The sequence below is a fragment of the Pararhizobium sp. DWP1-1-3 genome (assembly GCF_049896125.1).
Taxonomy (GTDB): domain Bacteria; phylum Pseudomonadota; class Alphaproteobacteria; order Rhizobiales; family Rhizobiaceae; genus Pararhizobium.
Window position 1 is genome coordinate 206,745 of sequence record NZ_JAFCTR010000001.1, and the last position, 23,684, is coordinate 230,428.

Annotated in this window: 19 protein-coding genes and 1 pseudogene; 11 read left to right on the plus strand and 9 right to left on the minus strand. The window is 60.7% G+C overall.

Annotated elements, in window-relative coordinates:
* Window positions 1–97 precede the first annotated feature (97 nt).
* Complete coding sequence (locus ACP7BS_RS01010; protein WP_426235397.1) at window positions 98–1,744, minus strand: arylsulfatase; 1,647 nt, start codon at window positions 1,742–1,744, stop codon at window positions 98–100.
* A gap of 177 nt (window positions 1,745–1,921) precedes the next feature.
* Between ACP7BS_RS01010 and ACP7BS_RS01015 the strand changes: the two genes are divergently transcribed.
* Window positions 1,922–2,959 (plus strand): SphA family protein, encoded by a 1,038-nt coding sequence (locus ACP7BS_RS01015; RefSeq protein WP_426235399.1) that lies wholly within the window; start codon window positions 1,922–1,924, stop codon window positions 2,957–2,959.
* 41 nt (window positions 2,960–3,000) lie between these two features.
* Window positions 3,001–4,440: an arylsulfatase gene (locus ACP7BS_RS01020; RefSeq protein ID WP_426235401.1), complete on the plus strand. Its 1,440-nt coding sequence runs from the start codon at window positions 3,001–3,003 to the stop codon at window positions 4,438–4,440.
* A 175-nt stretch (window positions 4,441–4,615) separates the two neighbouring features.
* On the opposite strand, the gene ACP7BS_RS01025 is transcribed toward ACP7BS_RS01020, so the two are convergent.
* From ACP7BS_RS01025 to ACP7BS_RS01035, 3 genes are all read right to left on the minus strand, one after another.
* Complete coding sequence (locus tag ACP7BS_RS01025) at window positions 4,616–4,807, minus strand: hypothetical protein (protein ID WP_426235403.1); 192 nt, start codon at window positions 4,805–4,807, stop codon at window positions 4,616–4,618.
* Window positions 4,808–5,371: 564 nt separating this feature from the next.
* Entirely contained in the window at window positions 5,372–6,559 is a 1,188-nt protein-coding gene (uxuA, locus tag ACP7BS_RS01030) for a mannonate dehydratase (RefSeq protein WP_426235404.1), read from the minus strand.
* A 39-nt stretch (window positions 6,560–6,598) separates the two neighbouring features.
* Window positions 6,599–7,321 carry a GntR family transcriptional regulator gene (locus ACP7BS_RS01035; RefSeq protein WP_426235406.1) on the minus strand — a complete coding sequence of 241 codons (723 nt, stop codon included), beginning with the start codon at window positions 7,319–7,321 and terminating at the stop codon, window positions 6,599–6,601.
* A gap of 89 nt (window positions 7,322–7,410) precedes the next feature.
* Here ACP7BS_RS01035 and uxaC point away from each other — a divergent pair, with 89 nt between their 5' ends.
* The 8 genes from uxaC (at window position 7,411) to ACP7BS_RS01075 (ending at window position 18,608) form a co-directional block, all read left to right on the plus strand.
* Window positions 7,411–8,811, plus strand: a complete 1,401-nt coding sequence (uxaC, locus tag ACP7BS_RS01040; protein WP_426235407.1) for a glucuronate isomerase — start codon at window positions 7,411–7,413, stop codon at window positions 8,809–8,811.
* Between the two features lie 59 nt (window positions 8,812–8,870).
* Window positions 8,871–10,046, plus strand: coding sequence for an ABC transporter substrate-binding protein (locus ACP7BS_RS01045; protein ID WP_426235409.1), 1,176 nt, complete (start codon window positions 8,871–8,873; stop codon window positions 10,044–10,046).
* A 246-nt stretch (window positions 10,047–10,292) separates the two neighbouring features.
* Complete coding sequence (locus tag ACP7BS_RS01050) at window positions 10,293–11,393, plus strand: ABC transporter ATP-binding protein (RefSeq protein ID WP_426235411.1); 1,101 nt, start codon at window positions 10,293–10,295, stop codon at window positions 11,391–11,393.
* Window positions 11,390–12,268 carry an ABC transporter permease gene (locus ACP7BS_RS01055; RefSeq protein ID WP_426235413.1) on the plus strand — a complete coding sequence of 293 codons (879 nt, stop codon included), beginning with the start codon at window positions 11,390–11,392 and terminating at the stop codon, window positions 12,266–12,268. Before ACP7BS_RS01050 ends, ACP7BS_RS01055 begins: the two co-directional genes overlap by 4 nt.
* Before the next feature lie 52 nt (window positions 12,269–12,320).
* Window positions 12,321–13,163, plus strand: coding sequence for an ABC transporter permease (locus ACP7BS_RS01060; RefSeq protein ID WP_426235415.1), 843 nt, complete (start codon window positions 12,321–12,323; stop codon window positions 13,161–13,163).
* On the plus strand, window positions 13,160–14,635 hold the full coding sequence (locus ACP7BS_RS01065; RefSeq protein ID WP_426235417.1) for a mannitol dehydrogenase family protein: 1,476 nt from the start codon (window positions 13,160–13,162) through the stop codon (window positions 14,633–14,635). Before ACP7BS_RS01060 ends, ACP7BS_RS01065 begins: the two co-directional genes overlap by 4 nt.
* 414 nt (window positions 14,636–15,049) lie before the next feature.
* Entirely contained in the window at window positions 15,050–16,411 is a 1,362-nt protein-coding gene (locus ACP7BS_RS01070) for a TadE/TadG family type IV pilus assembly protein (protein ID WP_426236434.1), read from the plus strand.
* Window positions 16,412–16,676: 265 nt separating this feature from the next.
* Complete coding sequence (locus ACP7BS_RS01075) at window positions 16,677–18,608, plus strand: DEAD/DEAH box helicase (protein ID WP_426235419.1); 1,932 nt, start codon at window positions 16,677–16,679, stop codon at window positions 18,606–18,608.
* A gap of 99 nt (window positions 18,609–18,707) precedes the next feature.
* Here ACP7BS_RS01075 and ACP7BS_RS01080 read toward each other — a convergent pair whose 3' ends face one another.
* The 5 genes from ACP7BS_RS01080 to pcaD form a co-directional block, all read right to left on the minus strand.
* Window positions 18,708–19,760: a 3-carboxy-cis,cis-muconate cycloisomerase gene (locus ACP7BS_RS01080; RefSeq protein ID WP_426235421.1), complete on the minus strand. Its 1,053-nt coding sequence runs from the start codon at window positions 19,758–19,760 to the stop codon at window positions 18,708–18,710.
* A gap of 270 nt (window positions 19,761–20,030) precedes the next feature.
* Window positions 20,031–20,645, minus strand: a complete 615-nt coding sequence (pcaG, locus tag ACP7BS_RS01085) for a protocatechuate 3,4-dioxygenase subunit alpha (protein ID WP_426235422.1) — start codon at window positions 20,643–20,645, stop codon at window positions 20,031–20,033.
* Window positions 20,645–21,394 (minus strand): protocatechuate 3,4-dioxygenase subunit beta, encoded by a 750-nt coding sequence (gene pcaH / locus ACP7BS_RS01090; RefSeq protein ID WP_426235424.1) that lies wholly within the window; start codon window positions 21,392–21,394, stop codon window positions 20,645–20,647. Before pcaH ends, pcaG begins: the two co-directional genes overlap by 1 nt.
* Window positions 21,395–21,405: 11 nt before the next feature.
* Window positions 21,406–21,810: a 4-carboxymuconolactone decarboxylase gene (pcaC, locus tag ACP7BS_RS01095; protein ID WP_426235426.1), complete on the minus strand. Its 405-nt coding sequence runs from the start codon at window positions 21,808–21,810 to the stop codon at window positions 21,406–21,408.
* Entirely contained in the window at window positions 21,803–22,615 is an 813-nt protein-coding gene (gene pcaD, locus ACP7BS_RS01100; protein WP_426235428.1) for a 3-oxoadipate enol-lactonase, read from the minus strand. Before pcaD ends, pcaC begins: the two co-directional genes overlap by 8 nt.
* 94 nt (window positions 22,616–22,709) lie before the next feature.
* On the opposite strand from pcaD, the pseudogene pcaQ reads away from it, so the two are divergent.
* A pseudogene (gene pcaQ / locus ACP7BS_RS01105) lies at window positions 22,710–23,648 on the plus strand (pca operon transcription factor PcaQ).
* Window positions 23,649–23,684 lie beyond the last annotated feature (36 nt).

The window sequence follows — 23,684 nt, forward strand, 5'->3', positions numbered from 1 at the left end:
CGCGGCCGTGCTGTTGCGCCTCGTCCGGGCACTCTGTGGGCTGAAGTCAACGTCGTTGCGCCAAGCTCCGTAAAATCCGAGTGCGCTCATGTCGCGGTCACTGAGCTTTGGCTTCAAAGCTTCGCTGCATCTTTTCAACAATCTGGTCGATGCTGAAGCTCGCGGCCCGTTGGCTTGGTGGATAATCCTTGAAGGTTCCTAGAAACTCTGCGGCGACTGCAGGTGCCGCAAGAAAAACTCCAGCGCCATCGGACATGAGCCAATCGTAGTAGGTATTGGAGGTCACATCTGCTCGTTCGTACGGATCGGAGCGCAGGTTGAAGAGTTTCGGAACCCTGAGAGGAGTGAACGGCTCCGCCCATATTCGCATCGTGCCTTGCACACGCTGCTCTTCGAAAACGACCTTCCAGTTCTCGTAACGAAGGGCGACGAGGTCACCATCGTCGTTGAAATAAAAGAACCGATTACGGGCGCTCTTGGGTTCCTTCCCAGTCAGATATGGCAACTGGTTGTAGCCGTCGAGATGCACCGTGAATGACTTGGTGCCTGCTTGATGCCCCTTTAACAACTTGTCCCTGATGTCGGGTTCGCCCGCTGCGGCCAGAAGTGTGGGCAGCCAGTCGAGACCACTGACGATGTCGGTTGCGTAGGACCCCGGCTTAATGTTTCCCAGCCAGCGCGCCAGGCATGGGACGCGGAACGCGCCTTCCCAGTTCGTGTTCTTCTCGCTCCGGAACGGGGTCGTTCCCGCGTCTGGCCAGGAGTTCTGATGCGGACCGTTGTCGGTCGTGTAAATCACGATGGTATTGTCCGCGATTCCCAGGTCATCGACTGTCTTCAAAACTTTACCTACGGTCACGTCATGCTCGATCATGCCGTCGGCATATTCAGTCCTGGAGGTCAGGCCGGGAGCATCCCGGTTCTCCGCGCGGACATGGGTTCGGAAGTGCATTCGCGTCGAGTTGAACCAGCAGAAGAAGGGTTTGTCCTGCGCCGCCTGGCGCTGCATGAAGTCGATCGCCGCCGCCGATGTCTCGTCGTCGATTGTCTCCATCCGCTTTTTGGTGAGAGGTCCGGTGTCCTCAATCCGCCCGTCCGCGTAGGCTTTCACGACACCCCGCGGGCCAAACCTTTTCCTGAACTCGGGATCGCGCGGGTAGAAGTGATTTTCCAGGTCTTCTTCGGCATTGAGATGGTACAGGTTTCCGAAGAACTCATCGAACCCATGGGCGGTGGGAAGGAACTCGTCGCGATCCCCGAGATGGTTCTTGCCGAACTGCCCGGTGGCATAGCCAAGAGGCTTGAGCAGCTCCGCGATGGTCGCGTCTCGCGACTGCAGACCGACCGTGGCTCCGGGCATGCCCACCTTCGATAGCCCAGTACGGAGCGTGCACTGGCCTGTGATGAATGTCGAACGGCCTGCCGTGCAGCTCTGCTCGGCATAGTAGTCCGTGAACATCATTCCTTCTTTTGCGATGCGGTCAATGTTCGGGGTCGTGTACCCCATGAGCCCGAAAGTGTAGGCGCTGATGTTGGCCTGGCCGATGTCATCGCCGAAAATGACAAGAATGTTCGGTTTCCTCGCCGCGCCTGGACTAAGCGGCGTGCTGTCCTGGGCACTTGCGGTGCGAACAGATCCAGCGGAGAAAGCCGAAACTGCGAGAGAGCTACCTCCCATGAGCAGGTCACGGCGGCTGACAGCGATATCACTGTCGTTGGTTGTCGGAAGTTTGCCTTGGGTCATCGATATTGCTCCCTCTTTGGTCGCGACATTACGATTTGCGCACAAATTCCCACCTAGAGCCATCACGGCTTCAACCAACGATTGGCAGGAACTTATCATACGGGTCCGATTTTTCCACCAGTCTTGCGACCGGCATCATGGAAAGCATTCTTCCTTTCTCATTCACGTCATGTATGAATGTCGCATCTGGTTTCTTTCTGGAGGAACGCCTGGATGCTATACTTGCTAAAAGCGCTGCCGTTTTACGGCAAGGGTACGCGTTCCGGGTGTACTGTGCTGCTACTCCTGACCGTTGGCGCTTCTTCGGCAAACGCTGATGAGGGAGGGTTGAGCTTCTGGCTTCCAGGGATGCAAGGCAGCTTCGCCGCCGTACCAACGGAGCCAGGCTGGTCTTGGGCCGCCCTTTATCTCCATCCGTCGGCCGAAGCCGGAGCGAATGCGCGCTTTCCTCGCGGCGGACAGATCGACGTTGGCGTGGACGGCCGCGGCGACCTTTTCGCGTTCGGCCCGACATATACGTTCGAGCAGCCCCTCTGGGGTGGCCAGGCCTCTCTCAGCCTGCTCGCTATCGGCGGGCGCAACTTCGCATCGGTGGATGCCAGCCTTACGGGACCAGGTGGCGGAGCGATTTCCGGCAACCGGAGCGAGGCCGTTACGGGTTTCGGCGATCTATTCCCGCAGTTCACCGTCAAGTGGAATGACGGCGTCAACAACTACATGACCTACGCCACGGGCAATATACCGGTAGGCTCCTACGATCCCGATCGTCTGGCGAACCTCGGCCTTGGCCACGCGGCAATCGACGGGGGTGTCGGCTACACCTATCTCGATCCCGGCACTGGCCGCGAGTTCTCGATCGTCGGCGGCCTCACCTACAACTTCGAAAATCCGGACACGAATTACAAGAACGGCATTGATGGCCACATCGATTGGGCCGCCTCCCAGTTCATCACGGAAAAGGTGCACGTTGGCCTGGTTGGCTACGCCTTTCAGCAGCTCTCTGGAGACAGCGGTGAAGGCGCGACGCTCGGTGACTTCAAGTCTCGCGTCTTCGGGATCGGACCCCAGGTCGGTTACAAATTCAACGCGAGCGATACCACCGACGGCTACGTCAATCTCAAGGGATACTACGAGTTCGGGGCAAAGAACCGGGCCGAAGGATGGAATGTCTGGTTGACGCTGGCGTTTTCTCCTGCGGCCAAAAAAGCTGATTGATGAACGGGTTCACGCTGAACTAAAAACCATTTGGGGGCAGCATGAATAAGTCTCTGCGTCTTGCCCTCGGCAGCAGCATTGTCGCTAGCTTCGCGCTTACGGGAAGTCTCGCGCAGGCGCAGACGCCTGCCGCCAAGCCGAACATCGTCTTCGTGCTGATGGACAATCTGGGCTACGGCGAGGTGGGCGTCTACGGCGGCGGCATCACCCGCGGCGCGCCGACACCACGGATCGACAAATTGGCCGCCGAAGGCCTGCGTTTGACGAACTACAATGTCGAGGCGCAGTGCACGCCAAGCCGCTCGGCAATTTTGACTGGCCGCTTCTCTATCCGCTCCGGCACACACTCGATCCCGATCGGCGAAGGGTTGGACGGCCTTACCCAGTGGGAGGTGACGATCGCCGAGACGCTATCCGATGCCGGATACGCCACAGGCCATTTCGGCAAATGGCATCTCGGAAGTGCCCAGGGCCGGCTGCCGAACGCACAGGGCTTCGACGAGTGGTATGGGATAGCTCGGACGACGGACGAGGCTTTCTGGCCGTCCGACCCGGCCGCAAAAGCCGCCAACGTAACCTTCACCCACATCATGGAAGGAAAGAAGGGCCAACAAAGTACCGAGGGTCCTGTATACGATCTCGAGCAGCGCCGTCTGATCGATGGAGAAATCACGACGCGGACGATCGACTTTATGAAGCGCAGCGTCGAAGCGGGCAAACCCTTCTACGCCTACGTGCCCTACACCCTTGTACATTTTCCGACATTGCCGAACCCAAAGTTCGCGGGGAAAACCGGCAACGGTGATTTCCCGGACGCGCTTGCCGAGATGGATTCCAATGTCGGCCAACTGCTGGATGCGGTCGACGATCTGAATGCACGCGACAATACCATCTTCGTCTTCACGAGCGACAACGGTCCTGAGGCCACTTGGCCGTGGCAGGGGTCTTCGGGGCCTTGGCGCGGCTACTACTTTACACACATGGAAGGCTCGCTGCGGGTACCTTTTATCGTGCGATGGCCAGGGCACATTCCTGCCGGTCGCGTCAGCAACGGGATCGTCCATGAGGTGGACACCTTTCCGACGTTCGCGGCGATAGCGGGGGCATCAGTTCCTAAGGATCGCCCCGTAGACGGCGTCGAGCAAACCGAGTTTCTGTTCGGCACCACCGACAAGTCCAGCCGCGAAGGGTTCCCGATCTTTGTTGCCGATCGTCTCGAGGGGGTGAAGTGGCGGAACTGGAAGGTCGTCTTTTATGATGAGGAAAGGGATTGGTGGACCGTTCCGGCAAAGCTTGGTTCGCCGAAGGCGTTCGATCTGACCACCGATCCCAAGGAGGAGTATCCGCAAACCGGCTTGCGAAGCTCCTGGATGGCGGATCCCGCGATGAAAATTGTCGCGGATTTTGAGGAAAGCCTCCGTCGGAACCTCCCGATTAAGCCGGGCACACCGGACCCCTATGAGCCGTCGAAAGTTCAGTAACTGTCCGCCTTACGCCAAAAGGCGACGAATCTGCTCGGCCGCCCGGCAGACTGTGGGGCGGTCGAAAGTTCATTCTGAACATCGGTCAGACGTAGCAGATCCGTCTGAGCGAGACGATCGGCCGTGCTTCTATCGGGTAATCGCTTCGATTTGAAACCTGCAGAGATGAAAATTGCTATTCAGTACCAACGTCCAATAATACCGTTGTCTCATTGAGAAGAACGGCAATTTTTTCATCCCAAGTTGAATTCAGGCGATGAGCTTCCTCATCATCAAAGCCAAGCTCGGTGAAAATATTCGCCCCCGCTCTTGTGACGTGGCCTACAGCATGCTGTTCGTGGCATTTATCATTTTTCATGGCTGGCATACATATGTGGCCCCTCGTTGATTGTCCCTTACGATCTTCCAAAACGCAACAATTTGAAGCCAGCGTTTCCTGAACCGTTCATTGACAGTCCTAGCAGTGGACGACGACGCCCTAGTCTTGATGAACTCCTGATGCTCGAGGATCCCGGCATGAAGTCCTCGAAGCGCACTCAGCCAAGGATGCTCTTCGTATTCTTCAAGGTAGCGCTGCCTCAGACATCATGAAGATGAGATTTGGTCTATAATTCCGCTCCGTGCGACCGGCCGCAAGACGTTCGGAACTAAGTTTCGGAGCGAATAACCCGACATGGAGACACAAGATGTTGACCGATGTCGAAGGACATGGAACCCTGAATTCACAGTCGAATCGGTTTTCGCTTTGAGGACTTCTCTTCGGGTGTACGCCGATACCGGGCAGGGCTGATCGAGTGTAAACTGTTGCCGGGCCGAGTGTATCCGCTCCTTGTCAAACTGACCAAAAAGTCTAATCGCATCAATGTTAACGATTTACGCTGATGCCGGGCACTACATTTTCCCCCTGATCCACCCTGCCGGTGCCTCACGCTCAGTTCGGCTTGGCACCAAGCGCGTGCAAAATGCCGCGCAGTTCGGCGAGGCCGCGCAGGCGGCCGATGGCGGGGTAGCCGGGGGTGACGGTCTTTTCCAGGTCGTCGAGCATGCGGTGGCCGTGGTCGGAGCGGAAGACGATGGTGTTTTCGGCTGAGCGGCGGCGGTCTTCGGTGACCAGTTCCTTCAGCACTGCGACCATGTCGACATCGCCGTCGAGATGGGCGCTTTCGTGGAAGCTGCGGCCACCGCCTTCTCTTGTGGTGGCGCGCAGATGGGCGAAATGGATGCGCGCTGCAAAGCGGCGGGCAATCTCCGGCACATCGTTGCCTTCGCGGACGCCAAGACTGCCGGTGCAAAAGCACATGCCGTTGGCGGGCGAGGGGACCGCGTCGAACAGGGCGGCATAGTCGTCTGCGGTCGAGGCGATGCGCGGCAGGCCGAACAGCGGGCGTGGCGGATCGTCCGGATGCAGGGTCAGTTTTACGCCGAGCGCCTCTGCCGCTGGGGTGACGGCCTCCAGGAATTCGATCAGGTTCTGGCGAAAACGGCTGGCGTCGATGCCGCCATAGGCGGCGAGGCGTTCGCGAAAGCCGGGGACCGTCATCGGTTCGGTGGTCGAGCCGGGCAGGGCGGAAGTGATGATGCGGGTGATCTCCGCCATCTCGGCTTCCGGCATCGCCTCGAAAACGGCTTTGGCACGTTCGCGATCTCCGGCCGAATAGCCGTTTTCGGCGCCGGGGCGCTTGAGCACGAACAGATCGAAGGCGGCAAAACGCTCATGGTCGAAGCGCATGGCAGTTGCGCCGGTCGGGGTGACGAAGTCCAGCTCGGTGCGCGTCCAGTCGACCACGGGCATGAAATTGTAGCAGATGATCTTGATGCCGCAGGCGGCGACGGCCGCAAGGCTGGCAATCCAGGCTTCGATCTCGGCCCTCGCCTTGCCGCCCGTGCGCTTGACGGCATCGGGGATGGGGATGCTTTCGACCACGGACCAGGTGAGCGGCGAGCGCCCAGTGGGCGTGGTTTCGATCAGGTTTTGGCGCTCGCGCACTTCGCTTTCCGTCCAGGCGCGGCCGATCGGCACCTGATGCAGCGCCGAAACGATATTGGTTGCTCCGGTCTGGCGCACATCGTCCAGCGTCACGGGCGCATCCGGCCCAAACCATCTCCATCCCTGACGCATGCCTGCTTCTTCCTCCGGGTCGTTCAGTTTTGTTCTTGTTCAGCAAAAATAATCGGGATGCATGATCCGCAATTCGGCAACGTCGGGAATGACGGCGCCCAGATGGTGCATCATGGCGGTGCGGGCGCCTGCGATATCGTGGGCGGCGATGGCATTGCGGATCGTCACATGCTCTTCGATCACGCTCTCCATGCGTCCAAGCGCCGGCAGGGTCAGGCGCCGGGCGCGGTCGATCTGGATCTTGACGGTTTTCAGAATGGCCCAGATACCGGGATAGCCGGCGATGCCGGCGATCGTCTCGTGGAAGGCCTCGTCCTGTTCGTGGAACAGCGAGGTCTCGTTATGGGCGGCATGGAGGCGCTGGCGGGCGATGATCGCGTCCAGCCTGGCGATGTCGGCTTGTGTGGCGATCGCGCTTGCCGATTCCACCGTCGTTCCCTCCAGCGACTTGCGGATCACCACAGCTTCGGGAATGGCGGCGACCGGCACCAGCGATACGAAGGTGCCGGACTGGGGAAAGATATCGACAAGCCCGGCTTCCGCCAGCCGCAGCAGCGCCTCGCGCACCGGCGTCCGGCTGACGCCGAATTCCTCGGCGATCCGTTTTTCCTGCAGCGGCATGCCGGGCGGCATCTGCAGCGAGGAGATGGCCGAGTGCAACCTGTCGTAGATCGCCGACCCGGCCGTGACACGTCGAAGCTTTGCTGTCGTCGGCTCTGCAAGGAGGGACACGACGACGGGGCTTGGGGGTGATGACGGCATGAGGTCTCTCGAAGCGTTGACACTGTTGTGAATACTAGTATATCAGTTTCACAACGTTGCCAAGACGTGAAGCGGAGGAGCGACAAGGAATGGCATTGCACCCCGACAGGCTGTTTCCTGCCGACCCCGGCACGCGGGCGATCGCCAGGCAGCTTTACGATACCGTTCAGGGACTGCCGATCATATCGCCGCACGGCCATACGGATCCGTCCTGGTATGCGGAAGACAAGCCGTTTCCCGATCCAGCCGCGCTGTTCATCACCCCCGATCACTATGCGACGCGCATGCTCTATTCGCAGGGCGTGCGGCTGGAGGATCTGGGTGTTGCGCGGCGGGACGGGGCACCGGTCGAAGCCGATCCGCGCACGATATGGCGGACGTTTGCCAAGCATTTCCATCTGTTTGCCGGAACGCCGACCCGCATCTGGTTCGAGCATTCGATGGAGACGGTGTTCGGGATTACCGAGCGCCTGTCGCCAAAAACGGCGGACGCCCTGTTCGACCGGATCGAGGCGGCGATCCCGACGCCGGAGATGCGGCCGCGCGCTCTGTTCGAGAGCTTCGGCATTGAAGTGATCGCCACGACGGATAGCGCGCTTGACGATCTCAGGCATCACGATGCGGTGCGCAATTCGGGGTGGCATGGCCGCGTTGTGCCGACATACCGGCCGGATGCGGTGGTGGATCCGCAGATGCCCGGATTTGCCGCTAACCTTGAACGTTTCCTTGCCATGACCGGTGAGGCGGCGATATGGGATGGTTATCTGAATGCACACCGGACGCGCCGCAGCTTTTTCAAACAGCGCGGTGCAACAGCCACAGACCACGGTCATGCCAGCGCACGGACGGAAAACCTGTCGTCCGGCGATGCGGCGGCACTCTTCGACAAAGTGCTTTCCGGCCGAACGGATGCGGCAGAAGCCGCTGCCTTCCGCGGCCAGATGCTGACGGAAATGGCGCGGATGAGCCGGGATGACGGGCTGGTGATGCAGATCCATCCGGGTTCCTATCGCAACCACAATCCCTCGCTGTTTGCGGATTTCGGCCCCGACAAGGGGGCGGATATCCCGGCGGCAACCGATTACGTGCAGGCGTTGAAGCCGCTGCTCGACGCTGTCGGCAACGACCCGGCGCTGACGGTGATCCTCTTTACGCTCGATGAAACCGCCTATTCGCGCGAACTGGCGCCGCTTGCCGGGCATTACCCCGCCCTGAAGCTTGGGCCTGCCTGGTGGTTCTTCGATAGCCCTGAAGGCATGCGCCGCTACCGCGAGATGACCACGGAAACCGCCGGGTTCTACAATACGGTCGGCTTCAACGACGACACCCGCGCCTATCTGTCGATCCCGGCCCGCCACGACATGGCGCGGCGGGTGGACTGCGCCTATCTCGCGAGGCTCGTGGCAGACCACCGTCTCGACGAGGAAGAGGCTTCCGGTCTGGCGCGCGAACTCGCCTACGGGCTGGCAAAGAGGGCCTATCGACTGTGACTATCTGGCAGACGGGCGGCGCAGGAGGCGCCCGCTGCACAACAAGGGAGGAGAACGACATGAACGTTACACGCAGGACTTTTGTCGGCGGAGTTGCCGGCTTGACGGGTCTGGGCTTTTTGCCCGGCCGGCTTTTTGCACAGCTCAAGGCGCCCGCCAGCCCGGTCGCCATCACCGTGGTTGATGTTGCCGGCAATCTGGCTTTGACACAGGGCATGCTCGAGGCCTATGCGGCGGCAAAGCCGGAATGGGTATCGAGCTTCGCCTTCACCAAAGCCCCGGCACCGGAACTGCCCGCCAAGCTCAAGGCGCAGCAGGCCGCCGGCAAGGTCGATATCGACCTTGTCCTGACCGGAACCGATGTGCTCGCCGCCGGTCTCGACCAGGGGCTGTGGATCGATCTTGCAGCTCATGAGGGCGACCTGCCCAATCTGGAAAGCATCCTTTTGCCGCAGGCCTTCAAGATGCAGGCGCTGGCCAAGGAACAGGGTGTCGTCGTCACCTATTACCCATCCGGGCCGCTGATCGAATACATGCCTGACAGGGTTGCGACACCGCCAAAGACGGCTCAGGAACTGCTGGAATGGTCAAAGGCCAATCCGAAGAAGTTCATGTATGCCCGCCCGGCCAATTCCGGCCCCGGCCGCACCTTCCTGATGGGGCTTCCCTATATTCTTGGCGACAGCGATCCGCGCGATCCTGTCAAAGGCTGGGCAAAGACCTGGGAATACCTGAAGGCTCTGGGTGAAAACGTCGAATATTACGGCACCGGCACGACCCAGACGATGAAGGAACTCGGCGAAGGCACCCGCGACATCGTCGTTTCAACGACGGGGTGGGATATCAACCCGCGTGCCCTCGGCATCGTTCCGACTGAGGCAAAGGTCGGAAAGCTCGACGGCTTCCACTGGGTGACGGATGCGCATTACGCGGTCATTCCGAAAGGCGTTTCCGACGAGAAGGTTGCCGTCCTGCTCGACATCATCAACTTCATGCTGCAGCCGCAGCAGCAGGCGATCGCCTATGACCAGGGCTATTTCTATCCGGGTCCTGCAGTGAAGGACGTGACGATCGAGATGGCGCCGCAGGAAAGCCAGGACGCCATCAAGGAATTCGGCCGTCCGGAATATGCCGATTGGATCGCCAACAATCCGCTGGAAGTGCCGCTGGAGCCTGCCCGGATCGTCGAGGCATTCCGCATCTGGGACGAACAGATCGGCGCCTCCAAGGGCTGAGCCCTGGCTCCGCTGGTACGAGCTTTGACGATTGGGCGATCGAGGTGGATTACCCCCTCTGTCGGCGACGCCAACATCTCCCCCGCAAGGGGGGAGATCACCCGCAATCCTTCGAGCACATCAGCGAAGGAATGATCTCCCCCCTTGTGGGGGAGATGTCACGGAGTGACAGAGGGGGAGAAATCCGAGCCTCTGAATCATTCACGCATGCCCCTTGCCGTTGCACGAGACTTGAAGGAGACGACCTTGAATTTGCCGGTTCAGACCGCAGCGGCGGTGCTTTCGCCCAAACAGACGGCTCGTCTTGAACTGGATGGCCTGCGCCGCTCGTTCGGCGCCTATACCGCGCTCGACGGCATCGATCTTGCCATCGAGCCCGGCGAATTCATAGCACTGCTCGGCCCCTCCGGTTGCGGCAAGTCGACGGCTCTCAACTGCGTTGCTGGGTTGCTGGCCCTGTCGGGCGGCGAAATCCGGCTGGGCGGCGACCGCATCGACCAACTGGAGCCTGAAAAGCGCGGGTTCGGCATGGTGTTCCAGAGCTATGCGCTGTTTCCGCATATGAGCGTGCGCCGCAATGTCGGCTTCGGGCTGACCATGCAGGGCATTCGCGGCTCGGAAGCCGACCGGCGTATCGAACAGGCCTTGGCGCTGGTAAGGCTCGAAAGCCAGATCGACAAGTTGCCGGGGCAACTGTCCGGCGGACAACAGCAGCGTGTGGCGATTGCCCGCGCCATCGTCATCCGGCCGCCGGTCGTGCTGATGGACGAGCCGCTGTCCAATCTCGATGCCAAGCTGCGGCTGGAGATGCGCGCCGAAATCCGCGGCATCCATGACCAGATCGGCTCGACAACCATTTACGTGACGCATGATCAGGACGAGGCGCTGTCGCTGGCCGACCGGATCGTCGTGATGAACCAGGGCCGAATCATGCAGATCGGCTCGCCGCAGGATCTCTACCAGCGGCCCAATCATATCGATGTTGCCGATTTCATGGGTTTTCGCACCCGCATCGCCGGGCGGGTGACCGGCATATCCGGTGATGAAGCCCGGATCGAGGTGGCCGGAGCGCAGCTAACAGGCACGATGCGCGAGCCACTTGCTGTTGGCGATGCGGCGGTGCTGTCGGTGCGGCCTGAAGACCTCGTCGCCGTCGAGGATGGCAACGGCATGCCCGCCACGGTCGTTAACATGGAATATCGCGGCCGTGCCTTTTTCGGGCTGGCCAAGTCGGCTGATGGTTCCGATCTCTATTTCCGCGCCGAACAGGCTCTGCCACGCGGCGCATCGGCGACGCTGCAGCCGGCCACCGGCCGGGCGCTGCTGTTCAAGGGGACGGGCGCATGAGCACGCCGTCGCTTCGCACCCGGCTTGCCGCGCGCGGTTTCGATGGCACGACGTTGCTGGTTCTGCCGGGGCTCGCGGTCATGCTCGGACTGTTCATCTATCCGTTCTTCTACGGGCTTGCCGATTCGGTGATGCCGAAGGAGGGGCCCTGGTATGCCAACTATGTGACGTTCTTCAGCGATCCCTTTCAATACCGAACGATTGCGTCGACGCTCTGGCTGGCGCTGCCGGTGACGATCGTCAATCTCGCCTTCGCCGTGCCGATTGCCTTCCGCGTCCGGCTGATGACGCGGCAACGGATGCTGACGACGATCCTGGTCCTGCCCATCACGCTCGGCACGGTTTTCGTGGCAGACGGGCTTTTAACGTTTCTCGGGCCGCAGGGGTGGTTCAACCGGGTGCTGGTCCTTGTCGGTCTGCTGGATGCGCCGATGAAACTGACCAATAATTATTGGGGCGTGTTCGCCTCGCTGGTGATCACCGGGTTTCCCTTCGCTTTCCTGTTGACGCTGTCTTACGTGACCGGCATCGATCCGGCGATAGAACAGGCCGCCGCCACGCTTGGCGCCAACGCGCGTCAGCGGTTCACGAAAGTCTTCCTGCCGCTGCTGGTGCCGGGGCTTGCCGTCACCTTCTGTCTCGCTTTCGTCCAGGCCTTTGCCGTCTTTCCATCCGCCGTCCTGCTCGGGGCGCCGGCGGGTCCGACGCGGGTGATCTCGATTGCGGCCTATCAGGCAGCCTTCGAACAATATGACCATTCGCTGGGAACCGCGATCGCCATGGTCATGGGTGCGGTGGAGCTGGTCGTGGTGCTGGCCGTTCTTGGTGCACGCTCGCTGTTCTATCGCGGTCCGACCGGGGGGACGAAAGGATGACGACGCTTAAATATCCTGCGCCCGACCACTCATTCCTCCGGGAGATGCCGCTATGATCCGTGATCAGGGCCTCGTGTCGAAAATCTGGCGTTTTGCCGTCTGGGCGGTTGCCGGCCTGTTCATTCTCAATCTCATCGGCGTGATTGCCGCCGTGGTGGTCAATTCCTTTGCCACCCGCTGGCTCGGCACCTGGCTGCCGATCGGCCTGACGACAAAATGGTATTTCAGCGCCTGGAAGGAATTCCAGCTGTCGAGCGTCGTGTTCGTGACCTTCCAGATCGTCTTTACCGTGGTTCTCATTTCCGGGGCGCTTGGTGTGATCGCAGCCTATGCGCTGGCGCGGCGGGATTTTCCGGGCAAGCGCCTCGTCGTTCTCCTTTTCCTCTTACCCCTGCTCATTCCGCCGCTGACCTATGGCATTCCGCTGGCGACGGTGCTCTACCAGCTCGGTCTCGGCGGCTCCTTCTGGGGCGTCGTGCTGATCAATCTCGTGCCCTCGCTGCCTTTCGTCGTTCTGGTGATGATCCCCTTCATCGAGCAGATCGATCCGCGCATCGAGGCGGCGGCGCGCGTCTTCGGGGCCGGTACCGGCAGCCTGTTCCGGCGCATCCTGTTGCCGCTTCTGCTGCCCGGCATGCTGGCGGCGTTGCTTCTGGTGCTGGTGCGCACGATCGCGATGTTCGAGCTGACCTTCCTGATTGCTGGGCCGACGAGCCAGACGCTGGTCGTTTCGCTCTACTACGCGGTCTTTGCATCAGGCGTGCGGGCCGGGCAGTCGATCGACGCCATGGCGGTGATCTATATGGTGACGACGCTGTTCTGGCTGATCCTTGCCCTGCAATTCGTCAACCCCTCGCAGATCGTCGCCCGCGCCAAACAGCAGCCCGCATCATGACCAGATTATCCAACGGCACCCTGCCACATCTGCCAAAGACGATCGCAACGCCGGATTATGACCGGACGAAGGTGACGGTCGGCATCGTCCATCTCGGGATCGGCGCTTTCCACCGGGCGCATCAGGCGGTGTTTACCGATGAGATCTTGGCACGCGATCCTTCCTGGGGCATTTGCGGGGTTTCGCTGCGCAGCGCCGACACCCGCGATGCGCTTAAACCTCAGGACGGGCTCTATACGTTGAAGGTTCAGGATGGCGGGGGCGAGACGCTGCGGATCATCGGCAGCGTTGTCGAAACCCTCGTTGCGCCGGAGGACCCGCAAGCCGTTCTGGCGCGGATGGCTGACCCGGCGACCCGCATCGTCTCGCTGACGGTGACCGAAAAGGGGTACTGCCACAATCCGGCGATCGGCATGCTGGATGAAAACCACGACGACGTTCTTCACGATCTGAAAAATCCGGGAGATCCGAGATCTGCCATCGGCTTCATCGTCGAGGCTCTGGCCCGAAGGCAAGAGGCAGGCGTGGCAGCGTTTACGCTTCTGTCTTGCGACAATCTTCCGTCGAACGGCCATGTGCTGAAGCGTGTCGTCAGCCGTTTTGCCGAGCTCAGGGATCTGCGGCTGGCCGCTTTCGTCGCCAAGGTCGCTTGCCCGTCCACCATGATAGACCGGATCGTGCCGGCAACGACGGATGCCGATCGTACCGCGATTGCGGATGCTCTTGGTGTCGAGGATGCCTGGCCGGTGGTGACCGAGCCGTTCCGGCAATGGGTCATAGAGGATCATTTTCCGCTGGGCCGGCCGGCTTGGGAGGCGGCGGGCGCCGTCTTCGTGCCCGAGGTTTCGGCTTTCGAGACGATGAAACTGCGGCTTCTCAACGGCAGTCATTCGACCCTTGCCTATCTGGGTTATCTGGCCGGCGCTGAAACGGTAGCGGAGGCGATGGCCCTGCCGGGCATGCAGCCGCTGATCGAGGGACTGATGCGCGAAGAGGTTTCCCCGACGCTGCCGCCGCTTGCCGGCTTCGATCTGGTTGCCTATCGTCTGGCGCTGATTGCGCGGTTCAAAAACCCGGCGCTGCGCCATCGCACCTGGCAGATCGCCATGGATGGATCGCAAAAGCTGCCGCAGCGGCTGCTCGGCACGATCCGCGACCGCATCCGGGCAGGGGCTTCCTGTGACCGGCTGGTGCTTGGGGTTGCCGCATGGATGTATTACGCACGCGGCCTTGACGAGGCGGGGCAGGCGATTGACGTCCGCGATCCGCTCGCCCGGCGTATCGCGGCAATGACGCAAGGTCTGCACGATCCGGGAGAGATCGTCGCGGCATTTGTCGGTCTGGAAGACGTCTTCGCCGACGATCTCGGGCGCGATGCCGGTTTCCGGGGCGCGCTTATCGGCGCTTTGTCGCGTCTCCTTGCCACCGGGAGCGCCGCAGAACTGGCCGGATGGCAAACACCAAGTCCGTAAGCTCTCTCTCTCTCTCTCTCTCTCTCTCTCTCTCTCTCTCAGGTGTTGCGGCGACGGCCCAGCGGCATCCGGGTCGTGGCTCATCGATATGCAGAGGCTCCGGCCAATTTAAATATATCCTAGGTTGTGCGTGAAATATTATATGTATTATTTGATGTGCTCTTCAGCAGATTTGTATTTTTTTTCTGCCTGAGTGCCCTGCTATCCTTGCGTCGCAGGTTAAGCGCTGCGTTTTTCTGCCAAAACGACCGGCCCTTGCGGCAATTTATTAAAAACACGTTCTGCTCAATTACGTTTCGATTAACTACCGCTTTTTACCACCATTTAGAGTTTCGCAATTACTGTCCATCGTCTGAGGAATACATCTACGCCAGGCGACGCCTGGTGCGGAGACGGGGGATCACAGTGCGCATCTTGAAGAAGCTCCTTGCCGACCGGGCTGGCAATTTCGCCATCCTAGGCGCCATCGCCATCGTTCCCATTCTGGGCTCTGCCGGCATGGCGGTGGATATCAGCCGCGCCATGGAGCTGAAATCGAGGCTGCAGGATGCTGCCGATGCGGCAGTGCTGGGATCGATCGCCGAAAGATCGGCAGGTGTCACCCAGGCCGTCGGCATGACCATGGACGGTCACGTGTCCATCAGCGAGGCGGAAGCGGAGGCTTTTTTCAAAGCTCAAGCCGCAACCAATGCGAGCTCGGTGCAAGAGGAAGGTCTAAAGAAAGAAAAAGTCGAGTCGCAGGATATGAATCTCGATGTCGTCAAGGTGTCGGTCACCAAGGACGGCAAGGATATCAAAGCCAAGCTGACCTATCAGGCAACCTTGAAGACATCTTTCCTGCGCATTCTCGGCAAGGAAAGTATTACGATTTCAGGCAGCGCCAACGCTGTCTTTCAATCGCAGTCCTTCATGGATTTCTACCTGCTGCTCGACAATACCCCATCCATGGGCGTGGCTTCGACAACGGCCGATATCGACAAGATGATCAAGGCGACGAAGAACGTCGCGGACTCGGGTTCGAGGAACTGTGCTTTCGCGTGTCATATCGTATCGGAGAAGGGCGTGATCGACGGCGGCAGCAACTATGCCGTCGCCAAGCTCAACGGCATCTCGATTCGCATCGATGCGGTGGCAAAAGCGGTGGTGGAACTCACCAAGGAAGCCACCAGACAGCAGAGCTATCCCGATCAATTCCGCATGGCCACCTATACGTTTGGCGAGACTGCGATGGATACCAAACTGCTCAAGGTGGCCGGCCTGAGCGGAGATCTTTCAAAGGTACAGAAGACTGCGGAGGGTATCAAATTGATGAGCATACCGAAGCAGGGCTACAACAATGACCAGCAGACCGACTTCGACAATGCTCTGAGCAAGATCGGCGACGAAATCGGCACGCCGGGCAATGGTCTGGCAGCCGCAACTCCGGAAAAAATCGTGTTTTTCGTGTCCGATGGTGTCGGCGATAGCTATAAGCCGAAAGGATGCACGGCGAAATTGAGCGGCAGCCGCTGTCAGGAGCCGATCGATACGAAAAATTGTACCGCCTTGAAAGCGCGGGGTATCAAGATCGCGGTGCTTTATACCACCTACCTGCCGCTGCCGACCAATGACTGGTACAATTCGTGGATCAAGCCCTTCCAGCCCACGATCGGTACGAAGATGCAGGAATGTGCGTCTCCCGGCTTCTATTTCGAGGTGCCGCCGTCGCAGAATCTCGAGGGTGCGATGAAGACACTGTTTAACAAGGTGGTGCATACACCGCGTCTGACGAGCTGAGCAGCGCCTGTACCGACGAGATCCTTAAAACTGAACGGCCATGCCTTCAATGACGGAGATATAGCCGTTTTCTCGTCTATCAAACCGCTTGCCTGATGGTATTCTCTGGCGTTTTTGCAGCGCAGCATCGTGACGCTCTGTACAATTGCGCTCAGGCGCAGTAAGAGGCGCGCATGTATTGGCTGGCGACGTGCCGGCTGCGGGGACTGCGCTTACCCTCATCGACCGAGGCGTGCATGACATCCGAATTCCGAAAGATAAACATATGGTAGAGTTAGACGGCATCGCTCCGGCGATCGCTCAGGCATTGAGCAAGCGCGGTTATTCAGAGTTGACGCCGGTTCAGAAGGCTGTTTTGGGCCCTGAACTCGAAGGCAGGGACGCGCTGGTCTCGGCGCAGACCGGTTCGGGAAAGACCGTGGCCTTCGGTCTGGCGCTTGCATCGACGCTGCTTGAAGGCAAGGACCGGTTCGGCCAGCCAGGCGCGCCTTTGGCGCTCGCCGTCGCGCCGACCCGGGAACTCGCGCTGCAGGTCAAGCGCGAACTGGAATGGCTCTATGAACTGACCGGCGCGACCGTCGTCTCCTGCGTCGGCGGCATGGATATGCGCAGCGAACGGCGCGCGCTGGATCGCGGCGCCCATATCGTCGTCGGCACGCCTGGCCGTCTCTGCGATCATATCCGCCGCAACGGCCTCGACATGTCGAGCCTGAAGGCCGTCGTTCTCGACGAAGCCGACGAGATGCTCGATCTGGGCTTCCGCGAAGACCTCGAATTCATCCTTGAGGCAGCGCCTGCCGACCGCCGGACGCTGATGTTTTCGGCAACCGTGCCGCGCTCGATCGCCAATCTGGCGAAGAGCTACCAGAAAGATGCCATTCGCATCTCGACCCAGGCCGAGCAGAAGCAGCATCTGGACATCGAATACCGGGCGCTGACCGTTGCGCCGTCCGACCGCGAAAATGCGATCATCAACGTGCTGCGCTTCTATGAGGCAAAGAATGCGCTGGTGTTTTGCTCGACGCGTGCTGCCGTCAACCATCTGACCGCGCGCTTCAACAATCGCGGTTTCGCTGTTGTTGCCATGTCCGGCGAACTCAGCCAGAACGAACGCACCCATGCGCTACAGGCAATGCGCGACGGACGCGCCCGCGTCTGCATCGCAACCGACGTCGCTGCCCGCGGTATCGATCTGCCGGGCCTCGAACTGGTGGTTCATGCCGATCTGCCGACCAACCCCGATACGCTGCTGCACCGGAGTGGCCGCACGGGCCGCGCCGGACGCAAGGGCGTCAGCGCGCTGATCGTGCCCAACAGCGCCCGCCGCAAGGCTGAACGCCTGCTGCGCGATGCCAATATCAATGCCGAATGGGGCCGTCCGCCTTCGGCCGACGAAGTCAGCCGCCGTGATGACGAGCGGGTTCTGGCCGATCCGGCGCTGACCGAAGCAATCACGCCAGACGAGGCCGATTTCATCCGCGAACTGCTGGAAAAGCACGGCGCCGACCAGGTGGCTGCGGCTTTCCTGCGACAGGCGCGTGCGGGCCGTTCGGCACCGGAAGATCTGATGGATACGCCATCCTATACGCCATCCGGCGATCGTCCGGACCGTGGCGACCGCCCGGAACGCAGCGAACCGCGTGCTCCGCGTGGTGATTTTGGCGACAGCGTCTGGTTTTCTCTGTCGGCTGGCCGCAAGCAGAGTGTCGAACCGCGCTGGCTGATCCCGATGCTGTGCCGCATCGGTAAGATCACCAAGCAGGAAATCGGCGCCATCAAGATGCAGACCGAAGAAACCTATATCGAGATCGCGCGCGACTGGGTGGATCGTTTCGTCGAGGCGATCGGTCCGAAGCGGGCGCTCGAAAAGGGCATCACTGTGACGCAGCTCGACGGTATGCCCGATTTGTCCGGCGGCTCGCGTGGTGCGCCGTTTGCCGGCAAGAAGCCATATCCGGCCAAGCAGGCCGACTGGAACGGCGAGAAGCCCAAGCGCAAGTTCGAGGGCAAGCCCGATTTTGCGAAGGCCGACAACCGCCCGGCTGAAAAGACCGACAGCAAGCCATGGACCAAGAAGGCCGGCAAGCCTGCTTTCGACAAGCCGAAATTCGATAAACCGAAATTCGACAAGCCGAAGTTTGACAAGCCTGCGACCGAGGGCGTCAAGCGCAAGCCGTTCAAGAACAAGACGAACTGATTGAATTATCTGGCGAGTAGGTACAGCCTGCTCGCCAGAGACTGAAAAATCCGCGTATCGAAAGATGCGCGGGTTTTTCGTTGGAAGAGAATGCGTGCTCTATGCGCTTGCTGTGCCAAGCCGCTTGATCTTGCCGGCAAGCGTGGAGGCGAGCCGTGTGCTGGCGCCGCAGGCGATGACCATCTGCGGCAGGATCATCCATTCCAGGGTCCAGGCTGCGCCGGACCGTTCCTGTTCATGCACCATCGACTGGTGAATGCCGGAAAGCTGGACGGCATTGAAGCGGGCTAGCGACACAAGCGTTTCGGCATTGACCGGGTTCTGCTTGTGCGGCATGGCCGACGAGCCGCCGCCGCCCGAAAGCGTAATTTCGGTTCCCGATTGAGCGAGCAGGGTGATATCCTGGCCGAATTTGCCAAGGCTGCCTGAGATCAGCGACAGGAGGTGGGCGATATCGCCGATGATAGCGCGCTGGCTTTGCCATTGCGGGCGATCGGAAAGGCCGAGGGTTTCGGCCAGCGTCGCCCGAACGGCGCCCGCCTTGTCGCCCAATTTATCGAGTGTTCCTGCGGCTCCGCCGAATTGTACCGGGAATGACGTTTTTTGCAGCCTGTCGCCATAATCGGCAAGCGGCGATGACCATGCGGCGATGCGATCGGCGACGGCGATCGGGATGGCCGCCTGCATCCGGGTGTGGCCCATCAGCTGGCCTTTCCCCCAATCGCGGCCAAGACTGGCGAACGAACCGAGCAGTTCCGACAATCTGTTGGAAAGCACATCCGAAGCCGCCTTCAGCCGCAGCATCAGGCTGGTGTCGATGACATCCTGGCTGGTGGCGCCGAAATGGACCCTTTCCGCTGCTTCCCGGCCGACCGCCTTGCGCAACTGTTTGACAAGTTCGGGGATCACCACGCCATCACTTGCAACGGCTTGGCGCAATGCAAGGACGTCGGGCTGAAACGTGGCACAAACTTCGGCGATACGAACAGCCGCTTCCTTTGAAACGACACCGTGATCCGCTTGCGCCTGTGCCAAGGCCGCTTCGAAGGACAGCATGGCGCGGATATCCGCGTCCGCCGAAAACAAGGCGGAAATTTCCGCGTCGCCGAGAAGGCCCGAGAGATAGGGATGGTCGAAGGGCGAAGCGGTCATGTCTGTCCTTGGTCCAGGGGCTCTAGCAGGCTGCTGAAAAATCCTGAAGATGATGATTTGACGAAAGCGGTACCCCACCCTCCGTCATCCTCGCCCTTGTGGCGGGGATCCAGCGACCCGACGTCTGTCGGGTCAAAAGACTCTTTCAGCTCAAGGACTTGAGCCGGCTGGATTCCTGTGACGAGCACAGGAATGACGCAGGAGTTGGCAATCGCACAATTTCCAAAATGATCTACCAAATGCCGAGAGAATGACTTTATCAGCAGCCTGCTAGATGTCGAGGAACACGGTTTCCTTGTCGCCCTGCAAATGGATATCGAACGTATAGACCGATCCGTCGCGCGGCGCGACCAGGGTCGACACGCGGTGGCGGTGTTCGATGCGGGCAAGCAGCGGATCTTCGGCATTGGCTTCCGGCTCATCGGCAAAATACATGCGGGTGTGCAGGCCGATATTGATGCCGCGGGCGACGATCCAGACGGTGATGTGCGGCGCCATCCTGCGCCCGTCCTTGTAGGGCGCGCGTCCGGGCTTGATGGTTTCGAACGTGAAGACACCGTCATCAGCGCCGGTCGGGCAGCGGCCCCAGCCGGTGAAATTGGGATCGGCGGTGCCGCGCAGGTCCGACGGGCTGTTGTAGAGGCCGGCGGCATCAGCCTGCCAGATTTCGACCAGCGCGTCCTTCAGCGGCGCACCGGCACCGTCGATGACGCGGCCGCGCACGGTGATGCGTTCTCCCAGCGTCCGGTCGTTGACCATCGTGATGCCGAGATCGGTTTCGTAGACACCGGTAATGCCAGCAAAATTCGGGGTGCAGCCGATATGGACGTAAGGACCGGCCGTCTGCGACGGCGATTCCTTCAGGTAGCCGAGATCCTGGACCATCAGTTGCCCTCCATCCGGTTTTCAAACAGCGTCGAACGGCGGCCGCGCAGGACAATGTCGAACTTGTAGGCGCGCGCATCCATCGGAATGGTATTGGCCCAGTCGAGCGGCGCGATCAGCTGTTCGATGGCGCTTTTGTCCGGGATGGTGGTGACGATCGGACACTTCCAGATCATCGGATCGCCTTCGAAATACATCTGGGTGATCAGCCGCTGAGCAAAGCCATGACCGAAGATCGAGAAATGGATATGGGCCGGGCGCCAGTCGTTGACGCCGTTCGGCCAGGGATAGGCGCCGGGCCGGATGGTGCGGAACCGGTAGCTGCCGTCCTCGTCGGTGATCGCACGGCCGCAGCCGCCGAAATTGGGGTCGAGCGCGGCGAGATAGCTCTCCTTCTTGTGACGGTATCGTCCGCCGGCATTGGCCTGCCAGAATTCCAGCAACGCGCCGGGAACGGGTTTGCCGCGTTCGTCGAGCACACGGCCATGGACGATGATGCGTTCGCCGATGGCGCTCTCGCCGGGCTTGGCGAAATTGTGGATGAGATCATTGTCGAGTTCGCCGAGCAGCGAATGGCCGAAGACCGGGCCGGTGATCTCGGACAGCGTGCCATCAAGCGACAGCAGCGCCTTTTGCGGCGAGCGCAGCACCGAGGTTTTGTAGCCCGGGGTCAGGGCAGGGGCATGCCAGGCGCGGTCGCGCTGGAAGAATGCGCCGGTCTCAGGCTTGTTGTTGGAAAGATCGGACATGTCATTCTGCCTCATGCCGCCTGTTCGGCGTCCATCTGTTCGAAAACCTGCTTGGCGATCTTGATCGCCCGGTTGGCGGCGGGAACGCCGGCATAGATCGCCACATGCAGCAGCGCTTCGCTGATATCCTCGCGGCTGGCGCCGGTATTGGCGGTGGCGCGCACATGCATCGCCACCTCCTCGTCATGGCCAAGGGCAGCCAGCAGGGCGATGGTGACCATCGAGCGCTCGCGTTTCGTCCAGGTCGGCCGCGACCAGAGGTTGCCCCAGGCGGCCTCGGTGATCAACTCCTGAAACGGCTGGTCGAAATCGGTGGTCGCGGATTGTGCCCGATCGACATGGCGGTCGCCGAGCACGGCACGGCGGGTGACCAGGCCCTGACGGTAACGTTCGGTGGGAACTGCGGCCTCACTCATGGGCTTTTTCTCCAGACAGGACGGTATCGATGAAAGCGCGCAGCACGGCGGTCAGCGTCTCCGGTTGCTCGACGCAAGGGATATGGCCGGCATCCTTGATAACCTCGTAGTGCGCGCCGGGAATGAGTTTTGCGGTCGACAGGACGAGATCGGGCGGCGTCGAGCCATCCTGATCGCCGACGATGCAGATAGCCGGAACGGCGATGCGCTTGGCTGCGTCGGTAAAGTCGGCATCGCGGATCGCAGCGCAGGTGCCGGTATAACCGGTGACTGGCTGGCGGATCAGCATGTTGCGATAGCCGTGCAGGGCGTTGTTTTCCGGCCGGCGAAAGGCGGGCGTGAACCAGCGTTCGAGAACGCTGTCGGTAATGCTGGCTATGCCATTCTGTTCGATGGCGGCGATGCGGGTGTTCCACAGATCCGCCGTGCCGATCTTGTGGGCGGTATCGCAGAGTGCCAGCGCCCGTACGAGATCGGGCCGGGCGGCATAGAGGCCCTGTGCGATCAGGCCGCCGACCGAAAGGCCGCAGATGATCGCCTGCTTGACGGCTAGGAGATCGAGCAGGCCGGCGAGATCGGCGACGTGCAGGTCCATCGAATAGGGCATGTCGCCGACATCGGAGAGGCCATGGCCGCGCTTATCATAGAGAACCATGGCAAAATCCCCGGCGAACCGGACGATCACGTCGCGCCAGATGCGGAAATCCGTGCCGAGCGAATTGGCAAAAACCAGCACCGGCTTGTCATTGGCAGCGCCGATGACCTGATAGTGAAGCGTGACGTCGTTGATGCGGGCAAACTGCACGGGAACTCTCCTCGGGAAACAGATTGGAACTTTAATCTGGTTCGGTAAAATGACATTTTATTGCCTATCATTAACTCCTGAGTTATGAGTTGCCATGATCGACGCTCGCGTGAAATTCCGCCATCTGCAGACCTTTGTCGAGGTCGCCCGCCAGAAGAGCGTGATGAAAGCCGCTGGTCTCCTGCATGTCAGCCAGCCGGCGGTGACCAAGACCATCCGCGAGCTGGAAGAGGTTTTGGGCGTTTCCGTCTTCGAGCGCGATGGCCGCGGCATCAAGATCACCCGCTATGGCGAGGCTTTCCTGCGGCATGCGGGAGCGGCGCTGACGGCGCTCAGGCAAGGGCTGGATTCGGTGTCGCAGGTGCGCTCCGGCGATGGTCCGCCGGTCAGGATCGGTGCGCTTCCGACGGTTTCAACCCGGATCATGCCGCGCGCCATGGCGAATTTTCTCAAAGAGGAAACCGGCAGCCGCATCAAGATCGTCACCGGCGAGAATGCCGTGCTTCTGGAACAGCTGCGGGTCGGCGATCTCGATCTGGTTGTCGGGCGGCTTGCGGCACCGGAACAAATGACCGGGTTTTCTTTCGAGCATCTCTATTCCGAGCAGGTCGTCTTCGTCGTGCGGACCGGCCACCCGCTGCTGTCGGCCAAACAGTCGGTGTTCGACAATCTCAGCGTCTATCCGGTGCTGATGCCGACACGCGCCTCGATCATCCGGCCGTTCGTCGAACGGTTCCTGATCACCAACGGTATCGCCAGCCTGCCCAACCAGATCGAAACCGTCTCGGATTCCTTCGGCCGGGCTTTCGTGCGGGCGAGCGATGCCATCTGGATCATTTCTGCTGGCGTCGTGGCCGGCGATATCGAGGATGGAGTGCTGGCGGCCTTGCCGATCGATACCAGCGAGACCAAGGGTCCGGTCTGACTAACGATGCGGGCCAATGCCATTCCCTCGATGCCGCTGTCGATCCTGATGCAGACGATCCGCGAGGCTGCGGCCGACGTTTCGGCTGCTCCGGTTGAGCGCCGGTAGGCTGCCCCAAGGCTGCCAGCAGCCGGATGGTTTGCC